Genomic DNA, 15,198 nt, shown 5'->3' with positions numbered 1-15,198 from the left:
GTGACCGGTCACGCTGTGCGATGCCCCGTGACGACCGCCGGACGGCTAGAGCTTGACCACCATCTTGCCGGTGTTCGCTCCGCGCAGCAGGCCGGCGAACGCCTCCGGCGCGTTCTCCAGTCCTTCGACCACGGTTTCCTCGGCCTTGATCTCGCCGGCCGCGTACCAGGCGCCGACCTCGCGGATCAGGTCGGGCATGCGGTCGTTGTGGTCGGAGACGATGAAGCCGCGCATGGTGAGCCGCTTGCCGATGAGCAGCGCCATGTTGTCCGGCCCCGGCACCGGCTCGTTGTACGCCGAGATCGCGCCGCACAGCGCGAACCGGGCGAACGGCTTCGCCCGGGCGATGGCCGCGGTGAGGTGGTCGCCGCCGACGTTGTCGAAGTAGACGTCGATCCCGTCCGGCGCGGCCTGCTTGAGCAGTTTGGACACGTCGCCGTCGCGGTAGTTGAACGCGGCGTCGAAGCCGAGGTCGCCGGTGAGGTGGGCGACCTTCGCCGCGCTGCCGGCGCTGCCGATCACGCGGGCGGCGCCCTTGAGCCGGGCGAGCTGGCCCACGAGGCTGCCGACCGCGCCCGCCGCGCCGGACACGAACACCGTGTCGCCGGGCTTCATCGCGGCGATGTCGAGCAGGCCGACGTACGCGGTGAGGCCGGGCATGCCGAGCACGCCGAGGAAGGCGCTCGGCGGGGCCACGGGGTCCAGCCTGCGGAAGCGCCGGGCGTCGTCGACGGCCCACTCCCGCCAGCCGTAGCCGTGCAGCACCAGGTCACCGGGCTTCAGGTCGGGCGAGCGCGACTCGACGACCTCGCCGACGGCCCCGCCGTCGAGCACCGCGTCCACCGCGAACGGCGGCACGTACGACTTCACGTCGTTCATCCGCCCGCGCATGTACGGGTCCACCGACATCACCAGGTTGCGCACCTTCACCTGGCCCTCGGCGGGCTCCGGCACCGCCACCTCCATCAGGCGGAAGTTGTCGGGGGTGGGCATGCCCACGGGGCGCGAAGCCAGGTGGATCTCACGTCCGACGGTCACGTCGTCTCCTTGTCCGGGGCGGCCGTGGCCGCCTCAGTGATCTTGCGCAGCGTGTCACGCAGCGAAGCGAGTTCGGAAGCGGGCACGCCGGTGGCCTCGGCGATGGCCCGCGGGATGCCGGTGGCCTGCGCACGCAGGCCGTCGCCGGCCGGGGTGAGGCTGACCACCACGGAGCGCTCGTCGCGCGGGTCGCGGGCCCGGTCCACCAGACCGGCCGCCTCCAGTCGCTTGAGCAGCGGGGACAGCGTGCCCGAGTCGAGCTGCAGGGACTCGCCCAGCGCCTTGACCGAGGTCTGCCCGCGTTCCCAGAGCACCAGCATCACCAGGTACTGCGGATAGGTCAGGCCGAGCCGTTCCAGCACGGGGCGGTAGACCGCGGTCAGCGCGCGGCTGGCCGCGTACAGCGCGAAGCAGACCTGTTTCTGCAGGTCCAGGTCACCGGGTTCCGGGCGGTCGGCGCGGGTCATGGTCTCAGCGAAGCACGAGTTGCACGTCGATGTTGCCGCGGGTGGCGTTCGAGTAGGGGCAGACCTGGTGCGCGGTGTCCACCAGTTGGCGTGCCGTGTCGGCGGGCACGCCCGGCAGGGCGACCTCCAGCGTGACGGACAGGCCGAACCCGGCGCCGTCGCGGCCGAGCCCCACGTGCGCGGTCACCTCCGAGCCGTCGACGTCGGCCTTGGCCCGCCGCGCGACCAGCCGCAGCGCGGAGTGGAAGCAGGCGGCGTATCCGGCGGCGAACAGCTGCTCCGGGTTGGTGGCCCCGCCCGCACCGCCGAGCTCGACCGGCGTCGCCACGGCCGCCTCCAGCAGCCCGTCCGAGCTGCGCACCTTGCCGTCACGTCCGTCACCGGTAGCCGTCGCAACAGCCGTGTAAAGAGAAGTCATGCCCCGAACCTAACGATGATTTTGGTTGTGCACAACCAAACCTTGCGCGACCAAAGTCACTCCACGCTCCTGCCGCGCCTGCAGTTTCGGGGAAACTGCAGGTATCGGGCCGGCGGAGGCTGCAGTTTCCCCGAAACTGCAGCCCGCCCGTGCACGGGCGACGAAGCCCGCGGCACCGGACGGCAGTGCGACGATGGGCCGGTGGTGCGAACACGACAAACCGGGCGACGCCGTGAGTGGCGGGCGACGCTGTTCTGGCTGGTGGTGCTCGTGCTCGCCGCGGGTGGCTGGCTGTGGTACGCCCACAGCCGGCCCGATGCCCCGCCGCCGTCCGGGACGGTCTCGCCGAGCCCGTCCGCCCGCCCCACCGGGCCGCCCGCCGGGGCGCAGCCGGTGCGGGTGGAGTTCGCACTCGACGGCGATTCGCTGCAGGTCAGCGCGGATCAGCCGGGTCCGGTGATCGACGTCACCGAGCCGGTCCAGCTGCGGCTGCTCGGCATCGACGCGCCCGAGCTGCACGGCGCCGACGGCAGCCCGCAGTGCTGGGCCGAGACGGCGCGGACCGAGCTGCACCGGCTGGCCCCGAACGGGGCGCGGCTGTGGCTGCTGCCCGACACCGAGCGCTTCGACCCGTACGGCCGCCGCCTGGTCTACGCGTGGACCGCCGACGGCCGTTTCGTCAACGGGGAACTGGCCGCCCTCGGGGCCGTACGCGAGCTGGCGATCCGGCCCAACCTGGCGCACCAGCGGGACCTGCACGACGCCGTCGAGCAGGCGCGGGCGCAGCGGCGTGGCCTGTGGGGAAGCTGCGTCGGCGGATAATCATTTAGCGAAGATTTCAAGTACGTCTGATGGCTTTGTGCGGTTGATTGCGGAAGAATCCCGCCCGTGGAGGTCCCGATCGGTACGGCGCTGGCAGGGCGATACGTGCTGACCAGGCCTCTGGCGCGCGGCGGAGTATCCACTGTGTACCAGGCCGTGGATGCCACGGCCGGCCGCCGGCTCGCGGTGAAGGTGGTCGACGACCGCTATTCCGGGCTGATCCGGCACGAGGCCGCGATGACCGACCGGCTGCGCCACCCGCACGTGCCCAAGGTGCTCGACGTCGGCGTGGAGACCGGGCCGGACGGGCGCGACATCGGCTACCTGGCCCTGGAACTGCTCAAGGGCGAGGCGCTGACCAGCGTCCTGCTGGACGGGCCGCTGCCGTGGGCCGGCGCGGTGCGGGTCGCCGCCACCGCCGCCGACGTGCTCGCCGTGGCGCACCGGCGCGGCGTAGTGCACCGCGACCTCACACCCGGCAACGTCATGATCACCACCACCGGGCCGAAGGTCGTCGACTTCGGACTGGCCGAGCTCATCGTCAGCACCGGCATGCCGCAGTACGCGAACCCCTCCGACGACGTGTACGCCCTCGGCGCGCTGCTCTACCAGGTGCTCACCGGCAAGTCGCCGTATGCCGGGCACAACCGCAGCCCGCAGGGCACCACGGCGCTGCGCCGGCTGGCGCCCACCCCCGTGCTGGCCGTGCCCGGCCTGCCGCAGGCCGTCTCCGACCTGTGCCGCGCCTGCATGGACAAGAACTCGCTGGCGCGGCCCAGCGCCCGGGAGGCGTCGCTGCGACTGTGGACCATCGTCGGCAACGCCCTGCACTAGTGCTCAGCCGCGCAGCTCTCCGTCGGCGAGTCCGGCGGTGAAAGCCCGCCACTCGTCGGCGTCGAAGGTCAGCCACGGGCCGTCCGGCTCTCGCGAGCTGCGCACGAGGATCAGCTCGCCGTCGAAACACACTTCCACACAATGCCCGGATTCGCACCGGGACGACCGCCGCCAGTGGCGGTCCTGGTTCTCGGACATGGCCTACCGCCTTACGCCTCGTTCCGGTTCCCCGTTCATCACTGTGACATATCCGCGAATGCACGAACATGCCATGAGTCGTGAACGACGGCCACTCGCGCGAGGACATTCACGTTCGCGTCCGGGACAAGCAAAAGGCCGGCACGTCGTCGACGCGTGCCGGCCGGAGCCTGTTCATCCCAGCGAGGTCAGCGCAGGTCGAACTCTCCGGTTTTCACGCCGGCCACGAAGGCGCGGAAGGCCTCCGTCGACACGACCAGATGCTGCGCCGGACTCACCGAGTCTCGAAGACCGACTCCCGTGGTGCCCAGGTCTGCGATTTCCACGCAGTGGGCCGATTCGCAGCGGTCGCTCTTGCGCCATGCTGCGCCCAGCACAGACGTCATAGGTTCACTCCAGGTCAGAATGTATAAAGAGTTTCAGCCCTGGCGCCTTAGGTGGCACACCTGTCGTTGGCGCGCAGGGCTGCGCCCACAGTAAACTCGTCCGAAAGAATGGTCGCAAGTAGCCATACGGCGTTTCGCCAGCGGTTCCATCCGTGGCGCGGGGACGGAAGGCGGAGATCGACGTGAGCGCGCAGAGCCCGGCGGTCGCCCGTCTCAGGCTACGACACGCACTCCGCTCCGCCCGGGAGAGTTCCGACTACACCCAGGAGCAGGTCGCCTCCGAACTCGAGTGGTCCCTCTCGAAGGTGATCAGGATCGAGAACGGGACCGTCCGGATGACCGTCACCGACGTGCGGGCGCTGATGCAGCTCTACGGCATCGACGACGCCTCGGAGATGTCCGAGATGGAGAGCCTGGTCCGGGCCTCCCGCCAGCGCTCGTGGTGGACGCAGTACGGCAGCGAGGTCATGTCGGGCCGGTTCGCCACCTACATCGGCCTCGAGGACGGCGCCTCGGCGCTGTCCATGTACCAGTCGCTGGTCGTGCCCGGGCTGCTGCAGACCGAGGCGTACGCGCGGGCCGTGATCGCCGGGCTGCGCATGCCCGAGCAGGACAGCCTCAACCACGACACCTACCTCGACATCCGGCTGCGCCGGCAGGAGAACGTGCTCCAGCGCAAGGACCCGCCGCAGATCCACGCGGTGCTCGACGAGGCCGTGCTGCGCCGCATCAACGGCGGCGTCGGCGTGCAGCGCGAACAGCTGCTGCACCTGGTCGCCCTGGGCGCCGCCCCGCACATCCACCTGCGGGTGCTGCCGCTGGCCACCGGCATCCACACCATGGAGTCGACGTTCGTGCTGCTGTCCTTCCCGTTCGGGGAGGACGTCGTCTACCTGGAGCTCAACAGCGCGCTGGCGGGCGATCCCGACCGGGGCCAGTTCCTCGACCGCGGCGAGGTGGCCGCGCCGTACCGGGACACCTTCCGCAAACTCAACGGCATCGCGCTGAACGAGGCCGACTCGTTGGCGTTCATCGCCGAGGTCGCCGGGGACATCCGCTGATCACCGCCTGGCGGCCCGCCGCAGCGTGCGGCATATGCTCGGCGGCATGAGCTTCCCTGTCTCCGCCACACCCTGCGACGACGTGCAGCGCGTGCTGTGCGTCTTCGCCCACCCCGACGACGTCGACTTCGGCGCGGCAGGCACGGTGGCCCGCTGGGTGGACGAGGGCATCGAGGTGTCGTATCTGCTGGTCACCAGGGGTGACGCGGGCGGTTTCGACGAGACGCCGCGGCACGAGATGCCGGGTCTGCGCGAGGCCGAGCAGCGGGCCGCCGCGGCCGCCGTCGGGGTCAAGCAGGTCGACTTCCTGGAGGGGTACGCCGACGGCTCGGTCACGCCCAGCCTGGGCCTGCGCAAGGACCTCGTCGCCGCGATCCGGCGGGCCCGGCCCGACCGCATCCTGACCAGCGCCCCGCTGCGCCGCTGGGACCGCATCGCCGGGCCGAGCCACCCCGACCACCTGGCCGTGGGCGAGGCGGTGACCTGCGCCGTCTACCCCGACGCCCGCAACCCGTTCGCGCACCCCGACCTGGGCGCGGCCGGCCTGGAAGCCTGGACCGTGCGGGAGATCTGGTATTCGGGCGGCCCGGACCCCGATCACGCGGTCGACGTGACCGACACCTTCGACCGCAAGCTCGCCGCGCTGCGAGCACACGTCTCGCAGACGTCCCACCTGCACGAACTCGACGTGATGCTGCGCGAGCGGCTGGGTGGCCTGGCGGAGTCGCTCGGCCTGCCCGGCCGCGTCGCCGAGGCGTTCACCGTCATCAGAACCGAGTGAGCGGCAGCAGTTGCCCCGCACGGGGGACGGGACGTCACCGCGGTGTGCGGCGACGTCCCGTCTGCTGAGGCAAAGAGGTCAGGCGGCGCGTTCCCAGCCGGCCCGGCTCCCACCGGGGGTCAGCCGGGAGGGGTGCATGTTCGAGGGGTGCGGCACGCCGCGGCTCGGCCGGGGCCGCGGCAGGGTCAGGTGGCCCAGCCGTGCCTCGACGAGACTGCGGCGCAGGTAGCGCTCCACCGCGTGGAACAGCCACCAGTCGTCGCTGACGAACAGCTGGGTGGGATGCCCGTGGTAGTCGGCCCACAGCTCCAGCCGCCGCGGCCGCCGCCGCGCGCTGATCAGCGTGAGCACGGCCAGGCCGCTGAGCACGGCGACCGCGGCGACGATGCCGGTCGGCTGCAGCAGCGGCGCGAACGCCCCGAGCAGGACCATGCCGACCACGGCCATCGCTCCGGCGCGACGCGTCAGCGGGTCGTGCCCGGCCTGTCGGGTGTGGACGTTCTCGATGGCGCTGAGGGTGAAGTGACGCCCGCCGACCTGGAAGCAGGTCGACGAGATGTGCAGCCCGGGGCGGATGGTCACGATCGCTTGTTCTGGTGGCCGTTCCGGCGCCCGTGTAGGCTCCATGGAAGTCTCCCAACTGCTCGATGCGCGGGCCCGGCTGGTGGTGGTGCCCGCGGAGGTGGCGACACCTGGCGTGTGGTGGAGCTGTGGACCGACATCCGGTGGCCGCCGGGTGTCGGTCTTTCGCGTTCGCGAGCCGCCGCTTTAGCCGTCCGTCGGTGGACTCCCGGCTGCCTCGTGACCTCAGTGTGACCGAGACAGGCATCGTTGTGAAGTCTGCCAATCAGCCACCTGTCAGATTGGCACGTTCCTTGAACCTAATGTGCGTTCAGGAATCACCTAATGTGACGGAACTTTTCCCGCAATCCATTACCAGCTCGGGCACTTCGCCCATTACGCACTTGGGCCTGCCCGATCCCGGGGTTACCGTGGCGGGCACTGGAACGGTTGTCCGCCGCCCACCCCCGGGTGGCACCGGACCAGCGCCGCCGAGTCGCCAAGCGATCGTGAAGATCGATACCCGTGTGGGTGGGGCGAGCCGGGGACCCAGGTTATCGGGGTGAATCAGCGGTCACTTTCCGTGATCGCAGTAGGGCGCCCTTCGCCCGAACCCGTCAGCTAACTCGGTAGGCGGCTACGGAGAAGGGCCACACCTTGTCATCCCCCCATGGCAGGGGCTGGCGCGCTGCCGCGCGCCTGCTCGCCCCCGCCGGTGCACTGATCATCGGACTGCTCGCGACCGGCGCGCCCGCGCACGCCGCGCCCAGCGCCGCCGACCTCCGCAAGCAGATCTCGGAGAAGTCCGACCAGCTGGAGAAGGTCGTCGAGCAGTACAACAAGCTCAACACGCAACTCAAGCAGACCCGTACCGAGGCGGCCGCGCTCGAACGTGAACTCGGCCCGCTGGAGGTCAAGGCCGACCAGGCGGAGGGCAACGTCGCGCAGATCGCGGTGACCGCGTACCGCACCGGATCGTTCAGCGGCTTGAACGCGCTGCTGGACTCGGCCGGCGACGGCAAGCTGCTGGCCCGGCTGAGCGCCCTGGACCAGCTCGCGACGAGTCAGCGGGCCCAGATCGACGAGGCGCACCAGGCGGCCGGCGACCGGTTCGAGGTCAAGGCGGCGCTGGACGCGCGGCTGCAGGAGCAGACCACCCGGTTCACCGCGGTCGAGACCCAGCGCAAGGGCATCGAGCGGGACCTGGCCAAACTCAAGGAACTGCGCCGCAAGGCGGGCCTGGTCGACGAGAAGTCGTCCACCTACACCGGCTCCATTCCCCAGTACACGGGCAAGGCCGGCATCGCCGTCGCGTTCGCGTACAAGCAGCTGGGCAAGCCGTACGTGTGGGCCGCCGACGGGCCGAGCGGGTACGACTGCTCGGGTCTGACGCTGGCCGCGTGGCGTGCCGCGGGCGTGAGCCTCTACCACCAGGCCGCGACGCAGTGGCGCGAGGTCACCCACGTCAGCCGCTCTCAGCTGTTGCCAGGCGACCTGGTCTTCTACTCGGGCCTGGGGCACGTGGCGATCTACGTCGGCAGCGGCAAGGTGATCCACGCGCCCACCAGCGGCGAGGTGGTCAAGGTCGCGAGCGTCGACATGATGAGCCCCTACGGCTACGGCCGGGTGCGCCTGTAACCCGGATCAGCACGGCAAGAAGCCCTCTCCCGGCCTCGGGAGAGGGCTTCTTCGTCAGTAGGGAGAGGGTCAGGTCAGACGGACTGCAGGCCCTCCGCGCGGGCCAGCTCGCGCAGCCGGCCCAGTGCTTGGATCTCCAGCTGGCGGATGCGCTCACGGGACAGCGAGAACCGCGACGCCACCTCGGTCAGCGAGTGCTCGCGACCGTCCTCCAGGCCGTACCGCGCGCGCATGATGCCGGCGGAACGGTCGTCGAGGTGGTTGAGCAGGCCCTCGATCCGCTGACGCTCCAGCGCCGAGAGGACGATCTCCTCCGGGCTGGGCGTGTCGCGGTCGGCGACCAGGTCACCCAGGTTGGTGTCGCCGTCGTCGCCGACCGGGGTGTCGAGCGAGACGGTGTCCTGCGACCAGCGGATCAGCTCCGTCACCCGCTCGACGGTCACGCCGAGCGCGGCCGCGATCTGGTCCGGCTCCGGGTCGCTGCCCAGCTCACGGGTGAGCTGCCGGGTCACGTTGCGCATGCGGTTGACGTCCTCCACCAGGTGGACGGGCAGCCGCACGGTGCGCTCCTGCTGGGCGATGGCACGGCTGATCGCCTGCCGGATCCACCAGGTCGCGTAAGTGGAGAACTTGTAGCCCTTCACGTAGTCGAACTTCTCGACGGCACGCACCAGGCCGGTGTTGCCCTCCTGGATCAGATCCAGCATCGGCATGCCGGAGCGGACGTAACGTCGGGCGATGGACACCACCAGGCGCAGGTTCGCGCGGATGAAGAGGTCCTTCGCGTGGCTGCCCTCGGCAACCAGCTTCTCGAGCTCGTCGCGCTTCAGCCCGCGCTTGAGCTTGTCGGCCTCCAGCAGATGCTCAGCATATAGTCCTGCCTCGATCGCCTTAGAGAGGTCGACCTCCTGCGCCGCGTCGAGCAGCGGAGTACGCGAGATCTCGTGCAGATATACACCGACGAGGTCTCGCTCCTCAGCCACCTGGTCGGTGCGCAGCATGGTCATGTTCTCCACGTTCGGGTCCCTCCCACGTAATCGCCGCAGGGCCTTGCGGTACTGACACCTTCACAACAGATGACGCCCGGAGATGATTCCGCGTTGCCCATCGAAACTGTCACGAAAAGCTGTGAACTCGCTGATACCGACATAGCGGCTCGCTGGAAGCGAGCCAACCGGTCCGCAATGCCCTATTTATGACACCACGGAGCGTCACAGCATACAGCGATCCACCTCACTACAACGCTGTGACCTGCGTCGCCATTTCTTGTGACGCTCGAGCCCGCGCGCTATTGCACGGTTCCACATCTCGCCCACTCGAACGCAGGACGCACATACCCCATCGAGTGAGAAGCACACCCATTCGGCCACGAAGAACCCGCGAAAGGGGATCACCCGCCTGCCGCCCGACGGCACTCGAACGGGGATCGACCCTCTTTCGGCGCCGCCCAGGGGGCCTTTCAGCCGGGATCGGCCGCTCTTCGGCCGGTGATCGTCGGCCTTTCGGGGGTGATCGCTGTTTCGTGCCGAAAACTGCGGTCAGCGCACAGATTCCGACACAAAACATCGATCATGCATTCCGCAGCCACCAAGAGGTGGGGCGGGCCGGGGGGCTTATTCGGTGAGGGCGGCTACGGCGTCGCGGACGCGGTTGCCGTGTCCGGCCAGGGCGCCGCGGGCCGCCGCCACCTCACGGCCGGCCAGCAGGGCGACCAGTGCGGCGCGCAGGTCGCCGCCGGCCGCGTCGAGCGTGCGGCGGCAGTCCTCCTCGTCGTGGCCGGTCGCCTCGACGAGCATGCTCAGCATGCGGCCGCGCAGCTTGGCGTTCGTCGGCACCACGTCGATCATGAAGTTGGAGAACACCCGCCCCAGGCGCACCATCACCGCCGTGGAGAACGCGTTGAGCAGGAGCTTCTGCGCGGTGGCGGCCTTCATCCGGGTCGACCCGGTGACCACCTCGGGGCCGGTGTCGACGCCGATGAAGACGTCCACCCAGGCCGACGCGGTCGCGTGCGGGTCGGCCGCGATCAGCGCGGTCCGGCAGCCCAACTCGCCCGCCGCCCGCAGCGCGCCGAGCACGTACGGCGTGCGGCCGCTGGCGGCGATGCCGACGACGACGTCCCCGGTGCGGGCGCAGCGGGAGAGCTCGTCCGCGCCGCCCACGGCGTCGTCCTCCGCGTCCTCGACCGCGGCCAGCAGCGCGCCGGGGCCGCCGGCGATGTGGGCGCAGAACCAGGTCGGCGGGGCATTGTAGGTCGGCGGCAGTTCGGCGGCGTCGAGCACGCCGAGCCGGCCGGAGGTCCCCGCGCCCACGTAGTGCACGCGGTTGCCGCGCTGCAACGCCGCGACGGCGTCCTCGACCACCACGGACAGCGGGTCCAGCACCGCGCCGACCGCCTCGGCGACGGTGCGGTCAGCCTCGTTGATCACGCGCAGGATCTGGCGGGTGTCCAGCAGGTCCAGATCGGCGCTGGGGGCGTAGCGCCGCTCCGTCGGGGCGTCGACACGCACCGGGAGCGAGCCGGTGGGCAGCTCAGGCATCGCCGGACCGGCGGCGCGTGGTGCCCAGGCGTCGTCCGCGCACCGCCTCGGCGGTCACCTCGAGCGCCTTGCGGGCCTTGGTGCGGGTGCGCGCGGCCACCCCGACGAACAGGCAGTCCACGACCGTGAGCTGGGCGAGCCGGCTGGCCATCGCGCCGGACCGGTAGGTGGTCTCGCGCGCCGCGGTGGTCAGCACGAAGTCGGCGACGTCGCAGATCGGCGAGCGGGGGAAGTTGGTCAGCGCCACGGTCACCGCGCCCGCCGCCTTGGCCCGCTCCAGCACGTCGATGGTGTCGGCGGTGGTGCCGGTGTGCGAGATGCCCAGCGCCACGTCACCGGGGCCGAGCAGGGCCGCCGAGGTGAGTGAGGTGTGCAGGTCCGGCCAGTAGTACGCGATGCGGCCTATGCGGTGCAGCTTGGCCTGGAAGTCGGCGGCGACGAAGCCGCTCGCGCCGGCGCCGAAGACCTCGACCCGGGACGCCTTCACCAGCAGGTCCACGATCTTGTCGCAGACCTCGGGGTCGAGCTGCTCGGCGGTCTCCTCGACCGCCCGGGCGTCGTTGAAGGCGATGGTGGCGATGATCTGCGCCATGTCGGCGCCGGGCGGGATGTCGCCGCCGACCACCCGGGAGTCGGTCGGCTCGACCCGGCGCGCGGCCTCGGCGGCGAGCCGGATGCGCAGCTGCGGGTAGCCCGACATGCCGATGGAGCGGCAGAAGCGGATGACCGTCGCCTCGGAGGTCTCCGCGGCGGCGGACAGGTCGGTGATGGTGCGGCGGGCCGAGGCGGCCGGATCGGCGAGCACGAGCCGTGCCACGCGCTGTTCGGCCGGGGAGAGCGCGGGCAGCAGACCGTTGATCTGAACGATCAGCCCGGCCGGTTCCTGACCGGCGCGAGCGCCGTCATTCTCCTCGGAAACTTTCGACTTCTTCGCCACGGTTGAAACTTACTTTCATGACAGCCCCGCGTCAACTGCCAAACCGCGTTTCACCACCGGCCAAACGACCGCCCAGACGGCCTGAGCGACCGCGTCCGGATCACCGCTGCCGTCGACGTGTACCGCATCCGACAGTACGTCTTTGTAGGCCGCGTAGCTCGCGTTGAGGTATTCGATGTCTTCGTGGTCCTCGCCACGCTGCTCCACCCGGTGGTATGCCACCTCGGGCGGGACGTCGAGAAAGATGATGACAGCCGCCCGGGGGAACGGGGCATACGCCGCGCGTACCGTCCTGGCCAGCCACTTGCCGCCGTCATGTGCCCGAATGCTGACCAGTTGGCAGGGGGTGTAGCGGTCCATCACCGCCGTCGCACCGGTCAGCCGCGCCGTCACCAGTGACCGGGCGATGGCCAGCCAGCGCAGCACCGCCTCGACAGTGAGCAGGCCGCGACGACCCAACAGGGAGACCGCATCCTCGCGGCCGAACCTGCGGGCGACCCGCCCGAGGAAGCGCCGGCCGCCGGCGTTGCGGCCGTACCGGGCGGTGACCCCGGCCGCGCAGAGCGCCGCGGCCAGCCGTATCGCCTGGGTGGTCTTACCCGAGCCGTCGATGCCGACCAGGGCGACCACCGACGCACTCGTGCCTGCCATGCCGCTGACGCTACCCGGCGTGCGCCAGCGGTGATCGACAGTGCGGACACGGACACGCTGTGCGATTGCGTGAGCAACATTCGTGGCGCAATGGCATCCTCCTCAACGCTCGGAGGCGCTCCTATGGCAGAAGTGCACCACTTCGCGTACGGCTGGTTCAACCCGGTGACCGCGTACCTGATGGCCTTCATCGGTTCACTGCTCGGCCTGGTCTGCACAGCCCGCGCCCGCCGCGCGCCCACCACCGGCCGCCGGGCCCGCTGGCTGGTCATCGCCTCGCTCTCCATCGGCGGCACCGGCATCTGGCTCATGCACTTCATGGCGATGATCGGCTTCGACGTGCCGGACAGCCCGGTCCGTTACGACCCGGTCGTCACGTTCATCAGCCTCGCGCTGGCGGTCGTCACCGTGGGCATCGGCCTGTTCATCGCGGGCCAGGGCCGCCGCTCGGCGACCCGGATCGTGGCCGGCGGTGGTTTCACCGGGCTCGGCGTGGTCGCGATGCACTACAGCGGCATGGCCGCGATGCGCGTCGCCGGGCATGTCAGCTACGACTTCGGGCTGGTCGGCGCGTCCGTGGTGATCGCCGTGGTGGCCGCGACCGTGGCGCTGTGGTTCACCGTGACCGTCTCCACCATGCGCGCCATCATCGCCGCCGCGGCGGTGATGGGCCTGGCCGTCTGCGGCATGCACTACACCGGGATGGCCGCCATCCGGATCACCCTGGACGCCGGCGGCACCGGGCAGGTCTCCGGGCTCAGCCCGTTCGTGCTCATCGTGCCGATCGTGCTGCTGTCGGCGCTGTGCCTGATCGGTGTGACGTTCAACGCGTTGCAGGCCATGACGCAGGAGGAGTTCGACGGCGTGGAGGCGAACCGGGTGCGCCACCGCGCGCAGGTCCCCGGGACCGTCATCCCCGGTCCGCGGGCGAACGCGGACCAGCCCGCGCCGGTGAACCCGCCGTTCAGCCTGGCCCGGTCACTGGCCGACCGCAACCGCACGAAGATCCCCCGCTGACCGCCGAACGCCCCGCTGACCGCCGGGTCCCGTGTCGCAACACCGACACGGGACCCGGCGGTCACCTCGGTCCAGATCGGAGGGAGCGCGCGAGCGGCGTTGATCCGATATAAACGGCGGCATGGACGCCCCGGCATACCTCATGACCATGCCCCTGCACGCCATCACGGAGGTGCTCGGCGAGCAGGGACTGCGTGACCGGTTCGCCCTGGAGATCCAGCGGCTGCCCGCCGCCGACCAGGCCGTGCTCGCCGAGGCGCTGGAGCTGGCCGCCGGGCTGCACGCCGAGCAGCGGCGGGTACGCGAGCCGTATCTCAACCACCTGCTGCGCGTCACCATCCGGATCATCACGTACTACCGGATCACCGATCGGGACGTGCTGGTCGCCGCCCTGCTGCACGACTCGGTCGAGGACCAGCCGTGGGGCATCGTCGGCCGGGCGCACCGCGGCGGCCCGCCGCCCCGGGAGCAGGCCCTGGCCGTGCTCGCCGAACGCTTCGGCCCGCGGGTCGCGCAGCTGGTCAACGCCGTCACCAACCCGGAGTACGACCTCGACCGGGACAAGGACGAGCAGTATCGCGAACACGTCGTGGAGTCGCTGGACGTGGACCCGTGGGCGCGGATCATCAAGGTCTCCGACTTCACCGACAACGGCGTCGGCGTCATCCACACCATCGGCCCGAAGGTGCTGCGGGCCGCCACCAAGTACCAGCCCCTGGTCCCACTGCTGCGGGAGCTGGTGGCCCGGCCGGACACGCCGCTTCTCGGCGAGGTCAAGGCGCACATCTTCGCCCAGTTCGACCTCGCCGAGAAGCGCTTCTCCGCCATTCTGGCCGGAAGCTGAGGCTCAGAAGTCCTCGTCGAGACTGACCGTGCCGGTGACCGCCACCTGGTAGGCGGTGACCCGGCGTTCGAAGAAGTTCGCCAGCTCCTGCACGTCCTGCAGGGCCATGAACGGGAACGGGTTGCGCGAGCCGAACCGGGCCGGCAGGCCCAGCCGGGCCAACCGCTGGTCGGCGACGTACTGCAGGTACTCCCGCATGTCGGCCAGCGTCATGCCGGGCAGGCCCGCGCCGCACAGGTCCTCGGCGAAGGCCAGCTCGGCGTCGACCGCGTCCTCCAGCATCCGGGTCACGGCCTTGCCCAGCTCGTCGTCGAACAGCTCGGGCTCCTCGGCGCGGACCGTGTCGACGACCGCGAAGGCGAAGTCCATGTGCATGGACTCGTCGCGGAACACCCAGTTGGTGCCCGCGGCCAGCCCGTCGAGCAGGCCGCGCGAGCGCAGCCAGTAGACGTACGCGAAGGCGCCGTAGAAGAACAGGCCTTCGATGCAGGCCGCGAAGCAGATCAGGTTCAGCAGGAAGCGCCGCCGGTCGTCGGCCGTGGTCAGCTCGGGCACGTCGAAGACCGAGTCGATCCACTCGAAGCAGAACTGCGCCTTGCGGGCGATCGACGGGATGTTCTCCACCGCGTCGAACGCCTGGGCCCGCTCCTCGTCGTCGGGCAGGTACGTGTCCAGCAGGGTCAGGTAGAACTGGACGTGCACCGCCTCCTCGAACAGCTGGCGGCTCAGGTAGAGCCGCGCCTCGGGGGCGTTGATGTGCCGGTAGAGGTTGAGCACCAGGTTGTTGGCGACGATGGTGTCGCCGGTCGCGAAGAACGCGACGAGGCGGTTCACCAGGTGCCGTTCCCCGGCGCTGAGCCCGGCCAGGTCGGGCAGGTCGTTGCCGAGGTCGACCTCCTCCACCGTCCACGTGTTGCGGATGGCGGCGCGGTAGCGCTCGTAGAAGTCCGGGTAGCGCATCGGCCGCAGGGTCAGGTCGAGGCCCGGGTCGAGCAGCATCTTCTT

At 70.3% G+C, this 15,198-nt stretch carries 18 protein-coding genes and 1 riboswitch; of the genes, 7 read left to right on the top strand and 11 right to left on the bottom strand.

Annotated features, from left to right (window positions below; all coding sequences use genetic code 11):
- Nucleotides 1-45 precede the first annotated feature (45 nt).
- From F9C41_RS26600 to F9C41_RS26590, 3 genes are read right to left on the bottom strand one after another with little or no spacing between them, the layout of a single operon-like run.
- Nucleotides 46-1,038 carry an NADP-dependent oxidoreductase gene (locus tag F9C41_RS26600; RefSeq protein WP_155389579.1) on the bottom strand — a complete coding sequence of 331 codons (993 nt, stop codon included), beginning with the start codon at nucleotides 1,036-1,038 and terminating at the stop codon, nucleotides 46-48.
- On the bottom strand, nucleotides 1,035-1,505 hold the full coding sequence (locus tag F9C41_RS26595; RefSeq protein WP_155389578.1) for a MarR family winged helix-turn-helix transcriptional regulator: 471 nt from the start codon (nucleotides 1,503-1,505) through the stop codon (nucleotides 1,035-1,037). The genes F9C41_RS26600 and F9C41_RS26595 overlap by 4 nt, the downstream gene beginning before the upstream one ends.
- A 4-nt stretch (nucleotides 1,506-1,509) precedes the next feature.
- Nucleotides 1,510-1,923, bottom strand: coding sequence for an organic hydroperoxide resistance protein (locus F9C41_RS26590; RefSeq protein ID WP_155389577.1), 414 nt, complete (start codon nucleotides 1,921-1,923; stop codon nucleotides 1,510-1,512).
- Between the two features lie 201 nt (nucleotides 1,924-2,124).
- Between F9C41_RS26590 and F9C41_RS26585 the strand changes: the two genes are divergently transcribed.
- Both F9C41_RS26585 and F9C41_RS26580 read left to right on the top strand, forming a co-directional pair.
- Nucleotides 2,125-2,745, top strand: a complete 621-nt coding sequence (locus tag F9C41_RS26585) for a thermonuclease family protein (protein ID WP_196279962.1) — start codon at nucleotides 2,125-2,127, stop codon at nucleotides 2,743-2,745.
- A 66-nt stretch (nucleotides 2,746-2,811) separates the two neighbouring features.
- Entirely contained in the window at nucleotides 2,812-3,579 is a 768-nt protein-coding gene (locus F9C41_RS26580; protein WP_196279961.1) for a serine/threonine-protein kinase, read from the top strand.
- A gap of 3 nt (nucleotides 3,580-3,582) precedes the next feature.
- On the opposite strand, the gene F9C41_RS26575 is transcribed toward F9C41_RS26580, so the two are convergent.
- Nucleotides 3,583-3,777 (bottom strand): DUF397 domain-containing protein, encoded by a 195-nt coding sequence (locus F9C41_RS26575; protein ID WP_155389574.1) that lies wholly within the window; start codon nucleotides 3,775-3,777, stop codon nucleotides 3,583-3,585.
- A 188-nt stretch (nucleotides 3,778-3,965) separates the two neighbouring features.
- Nucleotides 3,966-4,163, bottom strand: a complete 198-nt coding sequence (locus F9C41_RS26570; RefSeq protein WP_155389573.1) for a DUF397 domain-containing protein — start codon at nucleotides 4,161-4,163, stop codon at nucleotides 3,966-3,968.
- A 182-nt stretch (nucleotides 4,164-4,345) separates the two neighbouring features.
- Between F9C41_RS26570 and F9C41_RS26565 the strand changes: the two genes are divergently transcribed.
- Nucleotides 4,346-5,224, top strand: coding sequence for a helix-turn-helix domain-containing protein (locus F9C41_RS26565; protein ID WP_196279960.1), 879 nt, complete (start codon nucleotides 4,346-4,348; stop codon nucleotides 5,222-5,224).
- A 46-nt stretch (nucleotides 5,225-5,270) separates the two neighbouring features.
- The gene (locus F9C41_RS26560) at nucleotides 5,271-6,005 is read left to right on the top strand and encodes a PIG-L deacetylase family protein (RefSeq protein WP_155389571.1); all 735 of its coding nucleotides are present in this window, start codon (nucleotides 5,271-5,273) and stop codon (nucleotides 6,003-6,005) included.
- Between the two features lie 78 nt (nucleotides 6,006-6,083).
- On the opposite strand, the gene F9C41_RS26555 is transcribed toward F9C41_RS26560, so the two are convergent.
- Nucleotides 6,084-6,587, bottom strand: coding sequence for a DUF6232 family protein (locus F9C41_RS26555; RefSeq protein WP_155389570.1), 504 nt, complete (start codon nucleotides 6,585-6,587; stop codon nucleotides 6,084-6,086).
- A gap of 490 nt (nucleotides 6,588-7,077) precedes the next feature.
- Nucleotides 7,078-7,218, top strand: a riboswitch (cyclic di-AMP (ydaO/yuaA leader).
- A gap of 5 nt (nucleotides 7,219-7,223) precedes the next feature.
- On the opposite strand from F9C41_RS26555, the gene F9C41_RS26550 reads away from it, so the two are divergent.
- Complete coding sequence (locus F9C41_RS26550; protein WP_230690036.1) at nucleotides 7,224-8,204, top strand: C40 family peptidase; 981 nt, start codon at nucleotides 7,224-7,226, stop codon at nucleotides 8,202-8,204.
- A gap of 74 nt (nucleotides 8,205-8,278) precedes the next feature.
- On the opposite strand, the gene F9C41_RS26545 is transcribed toward F9C41_RS26550, so the two are convergent.
- The 4 genes from F9C41_RS26545 to F9C41_RS26530 all read right to left on the bottom strand — a co-directional run bounded on the left by F9C41_RS26545 (nucleotide 8,279) and on the right by F9C41_RS26530 (nucleotide 12,311).
- Nucleotides 8,279-9,211 carry a sigma-70 family RNA polymerase sigma factor gene (locus F9C41_RS26545; RefSeq protein ID WP_144125384.1) on the bottom strand — a complete coding sequence of 311 codons (933 nt, stop codon included), beginning with the start codon at nucleotides 9,209-9,211 and terminating at the stop codon, nucleotides 8,279-8,281.
- Nucleotides 9,212-9,817: 606 nt separating this feature from the next.
- Nucleotides 9,818-10,744 carry an N-acetylmuramic acid 6-phosphate etherase gene (locus tag F9C41_RS26540; protein ID WP_155389569.1) on the bottom strand — a complete coding sequence of 309 codons (927 nt, stop codon included), beginning with the start codon at nucleotides 10,742-10,744 and terminating at the stop codon, nucleotides 9,818-9,820.
- Complete coding sequence (locus F9C41_RS26535; RefSeq protein WP_155389568.1) at nucleotides 10,737-11,681, bottom strand: MurR/RpiR family transcriptional regulator; 945 nt, start codon at nucleotides 11,679-11,681, stop codon at nucleotides 10,737-10,739. The genes F9C41_RS26540 and F9C41_RS26535 overlap by 8 nt, the downstream gene beginning before the upstream one ends.
- Nucleotides 11,682-11,696: 15 nt before the next feature.
- Complete coding sequence (locus F9C41_RS26530) at nucleotides 11,697-12,311, bottom strand: dTMP kinase (RefSeq protein WP_230690035.1); 615 nt, start codon at nucleotides 12,309-12,311, stop codon at nucleotides 11,697-11,699.
- A 144-nt stretch (nucleotides 12,312-12,455) separates the two neighbouring features.
- Here F9C41_RS26530 and F9C41_RS26525 point away from each other — a divergent pair, with 144 nt between their 5' ends.
- Together F9C41_RS26525 and F9C41_RS26520 are read left to right on the top strand one after the other, a co-directional pair.
- Entirely contained in the window at nucleotides 12,456-13,349 is an 894-nt protein-coding gene (locus F9C41_RS26525; protein ID WP_155389566.1) for an MHYT domain-containing protein, read from the top strand.
- A gap of 121 nt (nucleotides 13,350-13,470) precedes the next feature.
- Nucleotides 13,471-14,193, top strand: coding sequence for an HD domain-containing protein (locus F9C41_RS26520; RefSeq protein ID WP_155389565.1), 723 nt, complete (start codon nucleotides 13,471-13,473; stop codon nucleotides 14,191-14,193).
- Nucleotides 14,194-14,196: 3 nt separating this feature from the next.
- Here F9C41_RS26520 and F9C41_RS26515 read toward each other — a convergent pair whose 3' ends face one another.
- On the bottom strand, nucleotides 14,197-15,192 hold the full coding sequence (locus F9C41_RS26515; protein WP_155389670.1) for a ribonucleotide-diphosphate reductase subunit beta: 996 nt from the start codon (nucleotides 15,190-15,192) through the stop codon (nucleotides 14,197-14,199).
- Nucleotides 15,193-15,198 lie beyond the last annotated feature (6 nt).

Source organism: Catellatospora paridis, from assembly GCF_009720365.1.
GTDB lineage: Bacteria > Actinomycetota > Actinomycetes > Mycobacteriales > Micromonosporaceae > Catellatospora > Catellatospora paridis.
The sequence above is the reverse complement of the archived record's forward strand: the minus strand, read 5'-3'. Positions and strand labels throughout refer to the sequence as shown.

Excerpts from the sequence above, each read along its gene's own strand:
- F9C41_RS26570 (WP_155389573.1), bottom strand. The coding sequence starts at position 4,163 with ATGACGTCTGTGCTGGGCGCAGCATGGCGCAAGAGCGACCGCTGCGAA.
- F9C41_RS26525 (WP_155389566.1), top strand. The coding sequence starts at position 12,456 with ATGGCAGAAGTGCACCACTTCGCGTACGGCTGGTTCAACCCGGTGACC.
- F9C41_RS26540 (WP_155389569.1), bottom strand. The coding sequence starts at position 10,744 with ATGCCTGAGCTGCCCACCGGCTCGCTCCCGGTGCGTGTCGACGCCCCG.
- F9C41_RS26590 (WP_155389577.1), bottom strand. The coding sequence starts at position 1,923 with ATGACTTCTCTTTACACGGCTGTTGCGACGGCTACCGGTGACGGACGT.
- F9C41_RS26560 (WP_155389571.1), top strand. The coding sequence starts at position 5,271 with ATGAGCTTCCCTGTCTCCGCCACACCCTGCGACGACGTGCAGCGCGTG.
- F9C41_RS26515 (WP_155389670.1), bottom strand. The coding sequence starts at position 15,192 with ATGCTGCTCGACCCGGGCCTCGACCTGACCCTGCGGCCGATGCGCTAC.
- F9C41_RS26545 (WP_144125384.1), bottom strand. The coding sequence starts at position 9,211 with ATGACCATGCTGCGCACCGACCAGGTGGCTGAGGAGCGAGACCTCGTC.
- F9C41_RS26520 (WP_155389565.1), top strand. The coding sequence starts at position 13,471 with ATGGACGCCCCGGCATACCTCATGACCATGCCCCTGCACGCCATCACG.
- F9C41_RS26575 (WP_155389574.1), bottom strand. The coding sequence starts at position 3,777 with ATGTCCGAGAACCAGGACCGCCACTGGCGGCGGTCGTCCCGGTGCGAA.
- F9C41_RS26595 (WP_155389578.1), bottom strand. The coding sequence starts at position 1,505 with ATGACCCGCGCCGACCGCCCGGAACCCGGTGACCTGGACCTGCAGAAA.